This is a genomic window from uncultured Rothia sp. (assembly GCF_937976295.1).
In the GTDB taxonomy this organism is placed as follows: domain Bacteria; phylum Actinomycetota; class Actinomycetes; order Actinomycetales; family Micrococcaceae; genus Rothia.
The window spans coordinates 1-9,719 of the sequence record NZ_CALJRY010000311.1; the positions used below are offsets into that span (position 1 = coordinate 1).

Below are 9,719 nucleotides of genomic sequence, written 5' to 3' on the forward strand. Positions count from 1 at the left end.
AGGTCGCTCCGGCTAACTGCGGCGGCTCGATCGTGGTGGGCGCTACCGACCAGGACGGTAAGCGTAGCGACTTCTCCAACTATGGCAAGCTCGTTGATGTGAGCGCCCCCGGTAGTAGCATCATGTCCACCGTGGACCTGGGTACCACCGTGTCCACCGGCGCAGGATACACCGAGTACGACGGCACTTCCATGGCGGCACCCCAGGTTGCTGGTGTGATTGCCCTGATGAAGTCCGTGGATCCCTCGCTGAACGCTGAGCGCGCAAAGCAGATTCTGAAGCAGACCTCTAAGCCGCTCACCTGCGATGTGAACGCTTGCGGCTCCGGCATTGTGAACGCGGCGAGCGCCCTGGCTGCCCTGCAGGGCAAGCAGGATTCGAACCCCGTTGTGAAGCCCTGGCCGAAGCGTGCACCCAAGTACCCGACCCGTGCAGCTCGCGTTGGCTACGTGACCAACCCGACCACTAACCACAACCCTCCCTTCCTGATTACCCCCGGTGGCCTGATTCCCGGTCAGTAATCGGCATATTGCCAGTTCGGAAGCCAGTGAGCCAATAGGCTTCTGAAGGACGCCACATACAAAAAGCCCCCGCTGAAAAATCAGCGGGGGCTTTTCGTGAACAGAACGCTGCTGCTTGTGGTGCTGCAGCTTGCATCTCCCACCCACCCTCACGACTGACGGGTGGGAGAAGTTTTGTAGGTAGCCCCTAGTGAACTAGCCGCTAGGGGCGTACCTGGGAGGCTGGCATCCCGGCACGAATACCTGCAACCTCCATGCGAGCCGACTCGTAGCTCACCGCACGCAAGCCGGAAGAGGCGGCGATTGCTTGAGTCTCTTCTCGCGTATTTTCCTGACGCTGGGCGGGTAGAAAAACCCAGCGGCGCTGAACCGCGAAGCTGATCGGGATCAGAATCAGCTCGGTCAGGATCTTGGCGACCAGCAGGGATGCACCCAGACCGGTCAGAGTTTCCATCAGAGCCGCGTTAGTGGCGAGGATGCCCACCGCCAGCACGGTGTAACGTACCAGCGAAGAGGATGCGGAGGGGCGTGCGCCTCCGTCATGCATGAGCATTCGGTTGACGGTGAAGTTCGTCAGTGCCGAGATGACGCGGGCACCGATTACGGCTGCCAGAAGCGGAACGCCCATGCCCACCAGGACGAAGAGGGCGATAGCGTCCACCAGGAAGCCGGTCAGGAAAGACGAAGCCAGGAAGGCAAGCAGCGGTGCGTAAATCAGCGCCGAGTCCTGCAGCGGCCTAAAGTGGCTGGTCGGGTTGCCCGGCTCGTAGACCTTCACGATGGGTACCTGCACCAGTTCCACTTTTACGCGGGTTGCGCGCAGGAGCATGGAGAACTCGTACTCGTACTTATCGCCGGGAATCTGTAGCAACCAGTCCAGAATCTGCGGGGTGAAGCCGCGCAGACCGGTCTGGGTATCTGCCACGCGGGCACCGGTGGCCAGGGTGAAGAAGCCTACGGTTGCGATGTTGCCAATCTTGGAACGTAGCGGCACCTTGGTGCCTTCTTCGCCGGCGTTCGGGTCGGGCTTGGTACGCACGCCGAGGATGATGCTCCTCTGACCTGCCGCCGCTGCGGTTTCGGTGCGCACACCCACACGGAAGATGTCCCGAGGTAAGTGCTGGCCGTCCGCGTCGGCGGTGACGATAACCTCACCGGGGCGGTTTGCTTTCGCCCAGGCGATACCGGTGCGCAGTGCCGCGCCCTTGCCCTTGTTGACCGGGTGGGTCTGCACGGTCACGCCGCTGATACGCAGTTCGGTAAAGATCGGTGCGTAGGTGCTGCCGGATCCATCGTCAATCACGAGGATTTCAGCGCTGGGGTCCTGTTCGCGCAGAGCCCGGGCAAGGCGGACCAGTGATTGGTCAGGCTTGTAAGCGGGTATCAGGATGATCATGATGCGCTCCCTGCAATGTAGAGGATGTCGCTGGTGCCGCGTTCCTTGGTGCCACCCTGGGGGCGGTTGACCAGCTGGTTGTTGAAGACCATGGCGGAGGAGCCGCCACCGTCCAGGTTGTAAGCGGTCACGCAGCCGAGGTCCTTGAACATCTGGGCGAACTCGGGCATGGTCACGCCGCGCGAGTAGTTGGTGGAGCGGCCGTCGACCACGATGAAGACCAGGTGGTTAGTGCCGAGCACACCCACGCCGGTTCGCGGCTGGTTGCCCTGGATGGAGTGGTTACCGAAGTTGGTGTCCACCTCGACGCTGTCGATGCCGTCGACGATTGCGGAGTCCTTGACCAGTGCGGGGCCGAAGGAGAGGGTGTTCCACACACCCTCGCTGACGAGGGTCTGGGCGTTGGTTGCGGTTTCGTCGTAGAGCTTGACGGAGCCGTCGCGGTAGAAGGCGAGACCCTCGCGAGCGCCGGAGTCACGGTAGACAACACCGTTTCGAATCACGATGCCGGTGGTACGGAAGCCGTAGTAGTCGCCGTTGATCGCCCAGATGCCATTGTGTTCGGAGGCAATGTTCGAGGGGGTGTCGATGATGTTCTGGCCGAACTTGTTGTTGGCGAAGGCGCTTCGCAGCAGGGTTGCGTTGTCGAGCTTGATGTCTGCTACGAAGGAGACGACCGCATTGGAGCCGCTGCCGGTGGTGTTGGAGGTGATGGTGATCGAGCCTTCGTTAGCGGTGAGGCTCTGGCCGTTGACCTTCACGCCGGTCAGTTCGGTGGGGTCTGCGGTGGCGGAGCCGCTTGCGTTTGCCTGCTGTGCCGCCGCCTCGTAGGCGGTGGTGTCTTCGATTTCTGTGTGCTCTGCCAGGTAGCGGTTGTACGCCCAGCCTGCGCCGCCGCCGACTACTGCGAGTGCGCCGAGGCCGCCGCCGATGAAGATTCGACGGGTGAGCTTCTTCTTGGCTAGCTTCTGCTCTGCAGCGGTTTGGGTTGCGTTAGCTTGTTCTGCTGCGGTCTGGGTGGTCTGGTCAATGTTCTGAGTCATGTTCTGTTCGTTGTTCATGTCTCTAGAATGCCGGGCTATTCTCTGTGCCAGGCATGACTAAGCTGTGCAGAAGCTATGTATGCATATTCATTTTTAATTTCTTTATTCATGCGCTTTCTGATTGCCAGATAAAGGCTATTCATGCATATGTATAAAGTTGCAGAAAGGCTGTATACGCCCCGTATAGCTGCGTGCAACGGCGTGCTACAGCCCGCCTCCTATCCCCCGCACATATGCGCCGCGCAGCCGGGGCAGGGCACGAAAAAACCGGCTGAGCACCCCGTGTGGGGTCTCAAGCCGGTTCATCATCTATCGAATACGGTCGATCGATATTCGCCGAATCATTCCGCGTATTCTTTATGCCTCATCCTCGTAGGACGCGTACTTTTCTGCGTATGCCGAGTAGTCGTCCTCGTCGTCATAGCGACGGCGGGACGAATCGGAGGACTTCGTTTTCTTCGCGCTACTGAGCTCGCGCTCGAGTGCGCTGTAGTCGGTCTCGGGGCTGAAGTACTTCATCTCCCGAGCCTGCCTTGTTGCTTTAGCCTTCTGACGGCCGCGCCCCATGGCGTGACCCCCTCTTTCATCCTGTCCGAGGCGAACAGCACGCGCGGCGCATCGCTCTCGGATCGTTCAACAGTCTTTACTACACTATAGAGTACCCTGTTTCAGCCCTGAATGTCTCGCTGAACGGCACCTATTTTGCGTATCAGAGCACTTCTTCGCACCGGAACAACCGTTTTATTTTGCACCGGTAGCGAGCGCACCAAAACCCCTACCCCGCTGCACCGCATCAAACCAGCGCTCACGCGCGGCCCAACATCATTGGCAATGAACGCGCGTACCCCACGGTTACGACCTATGAGCCTCACCCCTAGAAAGCATAATCATGGCTGAGGTGAGGCAGCCCAGATACCCCAAAACCCCGCATCAGAAGTGCTTATACTTCCGTTGCGGGGTCTGGGTCTCCCTACCGGCTCACTCACAAGGCCGGGTTCAGAGAGGGTACCGTGCCGGTCATGACATCCAGCACGGGGCTTGAGGGGTTACCTGCCGTCCTAGCTTGCAGTGAAGGAACTGCTAGCTTGCAGTAAAGGAACCGAGCGAGGTGGCGTTGGAAGCCAGGGTGGTGCTGGATGCATCCACGCTATCGGTGGTGGTGTACACGGTGTAGCTCTCGCCCTTGGCGATCTTGGAGCTGGAGACCAGGATCAGTGCAGTGCTGGAGTTCGTGACCTTGTAGTTTGCCACCACGTTACCGGAGGAATCAGCCACCTGTACGGTGGTGCCCGCGCTCAGGTTCGATACGTTGCTGATCTTCACGTAGCCGCTGGTGGAGGAGGTGGAGGGAGCCTCGAACATGTCACCGGAGTTACCTGCGGTCACGGTCGCGCCGTTGAGCAGCAGGTCGCCGTTGGTGTCCAGGGAGGTGTTACCACCGGTGAAGGGGCCATTGACAACCACGGTGCCGCCGGAGAAGGTTGCAGTGCCGTTGGAGTCGATGCCGTCACCGTTAGCGTTCACGGTGACCGTACCGCCGGAGATGTTGACGGCTGCATCAACTACCTCGAAGGTGCCGCCGCCACCGCCCATGCCGCCACCTGCGCCACCGCCAGCCGGGGGCTGGCCCATGCCGCCACCGGCAGGTGCCTGACCACCGGAGGTAGCCTGGCCGCCACCTGCGGGTGCCTGACCTGCGCTACCGCTGGGTGCCTGGGGTGCGGAATTCTGACCGGTCTGTGCGCTCTGGCCAGTCTGCGCACTCTGATCAGTCGAGGTTGCAGTAGTCGAGTCGGTAGTGGTCGTGGTGCTGTACGAAGCGTTGATACCGTCATCGGAGCTGGTCACGTTCACGGTACCGTCCAGAATGTTGATGTACTGCGCCTCAATACCCTCGTTCGCCTGGGTAATGTTCAGGGTACCGCCGGAGATTTCCAGAACACGCTCAGCCTTGAAACCGTCATCACCTGCGGAGATGTTCACGGTACCGCCGCTCAGGCGTACCCAGCCGCGGTTGCCGTCGGTGTCATTGGTTGCCTTGATACCGTCCTGGCTTGCGGTCACGGTGATGGTACCGTCCAGGATATCAACGTAGTCCTTACCCTTGATGCCGGTGTTTGCCGCGCTCACTTCCAGGGTGCCGGAGGCAATCACCAGGCCGTCAGAGGTGTGGACACCCTCTTCGTACTTACCCTCAACCTTCAGGGTGCCTTCGCCCGCCAGGGTCAGGTCACTCTTGGAGTAGATGGCCGCGTCGGGGCTGCCGCTGGCGGTATCGGAGTAGGAGGAGCCGTCAGAGACGGTGTTGGTGGTACCCGAAGCGGTGTAGATAACGACCTCGTCGGCTTCAACCACGTTGATAGCCGCACCGGTGGAGTTGGTGATGGTCGCGTTGTTCAGGATCAGGCGGACCTTATCGCTATCTGCTGCTTCGACCTTGACCTGTCCGTTGTAGGTGCCGGTGAGCTTGTAGTTACCCGCCTTGGTGATGGTGATGACGCCATCGCTGACGGTCACACCGTCGGTTGCGGTCGGGTTGGAGAGGTCAATGGTAACTTCGCTGGAGGAGTCCCAGGTGACGTCCTTTGCGGAGTAGTGGGTGTCCTCTGCGAGCTTCGCGCCGTTCTTCACGTCGGTGGAGAAGGAGTCTGCCACCTTCGACGTGGTGCCCGAAGTGCTCGAAGTGGAGGTGCCGGTCGCACTAGTGGTATTAGTGCTGGTAGCCGTTGTCGAGGTTGCCGAGCAACCGGTCAGGGCGAGGGCTGCCAGCAGGGTTACGGAAGTTGCACTCTTGATGATGCTGTTCTTTTTCACGGTATTCCTTCTTCGTGTATCACAGCACTATGTAGTGCCGCTGCGGGTTTCTTGTAAGTAGTCTTGGGGTTGTGCCCTGGTATCAGGGTTCTGGGTCTTTGTTCTGGAGGTGCGGGTAAGGTAGGTGCGCTACCCTACCCGCACATCCCGGGTTGCCGCTTTAGGCGGGATTGCCGTTTTAGGCGGTTGCGAAACGCTCGGTCAGCAGCTTCTGGTAGTCCTCTTCGGTCAGGGCTTCCACGTTGAGGCGGGTGCCGTTGACCGGTTCCAGGTGCATCCAGTTCTTGATGGTTTCTGCCCACTTGTTGCTTGCCAGCTGCGGGTTCAGCGCCGCCATACCGGTTGCGAACTTGGAGATCTTCGCGGGGGTGATGCCGGCATCCCAGAGGTGCTGGTCTGCTACGGAGGGCTCCACACCGGACTTGGTTTCGATGATGACCGCGTTCGGCAGACCGTAGGTGGTTCCGACCAGGTTGCCGTGGTAGTTGCGGTAGTTCACGCCCGCCATGAGGATGTTCTCGGACATGGGCGTCCAGGTCAGGTTGGCATCTACCGTCATACGGGAGGCGACCGGGTTCTTCTCGCTCTGCGGCAGGAAGACCGTGGTGCGGCGGTAGCCGGTGGTCAGAACCGCCTCCAGCTTCTCGACCGGGCCTGCGAGGATATCGCCGAGTGCTTCGGTGATGTACTCGTGGCCTGCTGCGGTGAGCGTATCGCGCTCCTCGAAGGTGTAGGGGATGCGCTTCTTGACGGTCATGTCCTGCTCACCGTCGGTCTTGACCTCCAGGAAGGTCAGCTTCGAATCCAGGTAGCTACGGGTACGGATCTTGAAGGTGTCGTCGCGGCTGTAGGCTGCCGAGTGATAGCTCTGCATCTGCGGGGTGTCGAAGTAGACCGAGTCGTAAGCGAAGTCGCGCTGACCCTTGATTTCCATGACGGAGGCGTCTGCGTCGAGGGTGGCGAGTACCTTGGCGGCGGTTTCTGCATCGACAATGTACTTGCGGTCCACACGAGTCTGCATGGCTGCCTTCTCGTTCATGGCTTCGAGGCTGATGCTCTTCCATTCGGTGGGGATGATGTTTGCGGCTGCGTTAGTCATGGGTCTTCGTCCTTCTGGGGGTGTTGCCCGGTGCGTTAGTCGTGGGTGCACGGTGGGCAGCTGGGATGTTGCGTATCTGTTAGAGGGGCGGCTGTGTGCCCGGCTTAGGTGGCTGTCTACTTAGAGACGAGCTACTTAGAGATGAGGGTCCGTTCGGTCCGCTTGAGCGGAATCATCTGGGTGTCCAGCGCGGCGTGCGCCTCGGCGGTGGGGGCCGCTACCTGGCGGGTTGCACTGATCTGGGGCTCTGCCAGGGGCGAGGCTGCGTTAGCCGGTGCCGCCTCCACTGCCGCGGGGGTGCCGCCCTCGGGGGTTTCCTTGGGCTGGTAGGTGACGGTGGCGCGGGTCAGGTTGTTCACCATGTCCAGCTCGGTGATCTTCACCGAGGTGACGGTGTAACCCAGGTGCTTGCTCAGGTAGCTCTTGAGCTCTTCCTCGTCGCTGATAGCACGATCGGCGGTAACGGTCTGGGTCAGTTCCTTAGAGGCCGGAGCGCTACGCGAGTCGAGGATCGCGATCAGGGCGACCAGGGTAGCCATGAGGGCGAAGGCGATATATGCCGGGCTGATGTTCACACCGGCGATCATGCCGACTGAGAGTGCTACGAAGTAGTAGCCGACTTCGCGCTGGCTGAGGGCGGTGGAGCGCAGTCGGATAATCGACAGGACACCGAAGAGACCCATACCCATTGCGGTTGCGTTCGATCCGGCTGATACCAGCGCCACCGAGACGGTGAAGATGCCGGCGTTGATGACCGCGTAGGAAATCATGAGTTCGCGGTTACGGTGCCGCACCATGTAGAGGGTGCAGAGAGCTGCGATGGCTATCGCATCGGCAAGCGCCATGATAAGGATGTTCATTGGGTTCTCCAGCTTCGTGTCGTGATATCCGCTGTGCTCTTCGCTGTCTGTTCTTCAGCTCAGTGCTGTGCGTTCTTTGTAATCTCTAGACTCACGGTTGAAGCTATGTTTTTACTGTGTTTGCATTAACTTAGAGTTAAGTGTTTGCCTTCTCGCCCAAATTCCCTTGTCTACCCTCTAAATACGCAAATATTTTTTCTTTATTCACCTCTTTTTTGGGACGATTTCTATGCGGTTCACAGCTGAAAAGGCACAAAAAATGGGCCCCCTCCATAGCGGAGGGAGCCCATAAAAGCAGCTAAAAACTTAGCGACTAGGCGTTATTATGCCTTCTTGCGCATGCGGGTTGCCACGATGGTCGCACCACCAGCACCCAGAGCAATCAGACCCAGGCCAGCAGCGGTCATCGCATCGGATGCACCGGTCTTAGCCAGGGAGGAAGAGCTCTTGGAGGATGCGTTCGAGGAGCCGGAGCCCAGGTTGTCGTTCGAGCTGGAGCTCAGCGAAACGCTGTCAGACTTCTTAGAGTTCTCGTAGTCAACGGGCTGCTCGCAGCCGATGCCGTCGCCGTCAGCGTCGAACTTCTCGCGGAAATCCGGGTGACCCTTGCGGATCGGTGCTTCGCCTGCAGCCTCAACGTCGGCGCAGTTCTGGAAGCGGAAGCTCTCGGAAGGCTGGGGAGCCGGAGCTGCATTCTCGTCAGCAGGCTTGGAGGAGTCTGCAGCGGGTGCAGAGGTCTCGTCAGCAGGCTTGGTTTCCTTAACGTCCTCAACAGCGGGTGCGGAGGATGCAGACTCGGATGCCTCAGCGCTGGGCTCGGTGGTCGGATCCTGGGTGGGAGCCGGAGTCGAGTCCTCGGTAGGAGCCGGGGTCGGATCCTCAGAGGGAGTCGGAGTCGGGTCCTCGGTAGGAGCGGGCTGCTCTGCAACCTTAATGGTCACGGTAGCTGCCTTACCGCCACGGGGAACGTCGCCGTCCTTCAGGGAGCCGGACAGCAGGTAAATGTCAACGGAGACACTGCCGTGCAGCTCTTCCTGCCAGGGAATGGTAACGGAGAAGTTACCATCGCTATCAGCGTGGATTTCCAGGTAGTCCTGGCCGTCAATCTTAACGGCACCCTTGTTCAGCTTCAGTGCCAGAACGGAACCGGAGGTACCGTCAGCAGTCTTGAAGCCCTCGCCGCCAATGTTCAGGCCCTGACCCTCAACCCATACGTCGGGGGCGATGAACTGTGCAGAGTCTGCGTAGGTGTGGACGACCTGAGGCGCACCTTCAACAGCGAAGGTTGCGGGGACGGAAGTAGCAACGAGGCCACAGCCGATGAGGGCGGTGGCACCAATGCGTGCGATGTTGTTTCGAATATTCATGCCACCCATTCTAACGAGCGAAGCTTGGGATACCGACTCCCAAGACGCCAATTCGCCATGACCTAACTCACAAAACATATTTTCCTTGAAGGTTTCTTGAAGGCATAGTTGAACTATATAAGCCTTTTATACCGCAGTGCACCCCTAAAGCCTCAACCTAACCTTGAAGAAACCAACAAGCACATACCCCTACATACCCCGCCTCACCAGCACAACCCCACAGCAAAAACTGTCCTCCTTAAACGCGAAAATCCCCTCCACCCAAACGCTCAAAAGCATTCAGGGGAAGGGACCCTCACGCACCACCACGCCGGACGGCGGCACTAGTTTTAGGAGTTCTTGCGGTTACGCACAGCGGACACGCCAGCAACACCCAGCCCCAGAGCTACCAGGCCCATACCAGCAATGGTGAAGGCATTGGAAGCACCGGTGTTCGCAAGGGAGGAGCGCTGAGCGCGGCTCGAAGTGTAGTTGCTCGAAGAGGAGGAGCCGCTACCCAGGTTGTCCAGACCGCCAGAGTTGCGGGAAGAAGAACCCGAAGAAATATTGGAGGAGGAGGAGGAGGAACCGTCGGTCACCTCGCTATTGATGACCTCGCAGCCCCAATCATTCTTGTCAT

9 protein-coding genes are annotated in these 9,719 nt (G+C 59.6%); 1 reads left to right on the top strand and 8 read right to left on the bottom strand.

Annotation, left to right across the window (positions count from 1 at the left end):
• A partial coding sequence (locus Q0216_RS08235) for a S8 family serine peptidase (protein ID WP_298594444.1) occupies window positions 1–521 on the top strand: 521 nt, incomplete at its 5' end.
• 202 nt (window positions 522–723) lie between these two features.
• Here the strand turns inward: Q0216_RS08235 and Q0216_RS08240 are convergent.
• From Q0216_RS08240 to Q0216_RS08275, 8 genes are all read right to left on the bottom strand, one after another.
• Window positions 724–1,917, bottom strand: coding sequence for a bifunctional glycosyltransferase family 2/GtrA family protein (locus Q0216_RS08240; RefSeq protein ID WP_298594446.1), 1,194 nt, complete (start codon window positions 1,915–1,917; stop codon window positions 724–726).
• Window positions 1,914–2,978 (bottom strand): phosphodiester glycosidase family protein, encoded by a 1,065-nt coding sequence (locus tag Q0216_RS08245; protein ID WP_298594448.1) that lies wholly within the window; start codon window positions 2,976–2,978, stop codon window positions 1,914–1,916. Before Q0216_RS08245 ends, Q0216_RS08240 begins: the two co-directional genes overlap by 4 nt.
• A 339-nt stretch (window positions 2,979–3,317) precedes the next feature.
• Window positions 3,318–3,527, bottom strand: coding sequence for a DUF3073 domain-containing protein (locus Q0216_RS08250; protein WP_005504588.1), 210 nt, complete (start codon window positions 3,525–3,527; stop codon window positions 3,318–3,320).
• Window positions 3,528–4,040: 513 nt separating this feature from the next.
• Window positions 4,041–5,774 carry a carbohydrate-binding domain-containing protein gene (locus Q0216_RS08255; RefSeq protein ID WP_298594450.1) on the bottom strand — a complete coding sequence of 578 codons (1,734 nt, stop codon included), beginning with the start codon at window positions 5,772–5,774 and terminating at the stop codon, window positions 4,041–4,043.
• Between the two features lie 178 nt (window positions 5,775–5,952).
• Window positions 5,953–6,873: a polyphosphate polymerase domain-containing protein gene (locus tag Q0216_RS08260; protein WP_298594452.1), complete on the bottom strand. Its 921-nt coding sequence runs from the start codon at window positions 6,871–6,873 to the stop codon at window positions 5,953–5,955.
• Window positions 6,874–7,004: 131 nt separating this feature from the next.
• Window positions 7,005–7,733, bottom strand: a complete 729-nt coding sequence (locus Q0216_RS08265; protein WP_298594454.1) for a DUF4956 domain-containing protein — start codon at window positions 7,731–7,733, stop codon at window positions 7,005–7,007.
• A gap of 323 nt (window positions 7,734–8,056) precedes the next feature.
• Window positions 8,057–9,100 carry an excalibur calcium-binding domain-containing protein gene (locus Q0216_RS08270; RefSeq protein ID WP_298594456.1) on the bottom strand — a complete coding sequence of 348 codons (1,044 nt, stop codon included), beginning with the start codon at window positions 9,098–9,100 and terminating at the stop codon, window positions 8,057–8,059.
• A 329-nt stretch (window positions 9,101–9,429) separates the two neighbouring features.
• A partial coding sequence (locus Q0216_RS08275) for an LPXTG cell wall anchor domain-containing protein (RefSeq protein ID WP_298594458.1) occupies window positions 9,430–9,719 on the bottom strand: 290 nt, incomplete at its 5' end.

What these genes read in the sequence shown, in the direction of transcription:
- Q0216_RS08240 (WP_298594446.1), bottom strand. Translation starts at nt 1,917, where the DNA reads ATGATCATCCTGATACCCGCTTACAAGCCTGACCAATCACTGGTCCGC.
- Q0216_RS08265 (WP_298594454.1), bottom strand. Translation starts at nt 7,733, where the DNA reads ATGAACATCCTTATCATGGCGCTTGCCGATGCGATAGCCATCGCAGCT.
- Q0216_RS08260 (WP_298594452.1), bottom strand. Translation starts at nt 6,873, where the DNA reads ATGACTAACGCAGCCGCAAACATCATCCCCACCGAATGGAAGAGCATC.
- Q0216_RS08270 (WP_298594456.1), bottom strand. Translation starts at nt 9,100, where the DNA reads ATGAATATTCGAAACAACATCGCACGCATTGGTGCCACCGCCCTCATC.
- Q0216_RS08250 (WP_005504588.1), bottom strand. Translation starts at nt 3,527, where the DNA reads ATGGGGCGCGGCCGTCAGAAGGCTAAAGCAACAAGGCAGGCTCGGGAG.
- Q0216_RS08245 (WP_298594448.1), bottom strand. Translation starts at nt 2,978, where the DNA reads ATGAACAACGAACAGAACATGACTCAGAACATTGACCAGACCACCCAG.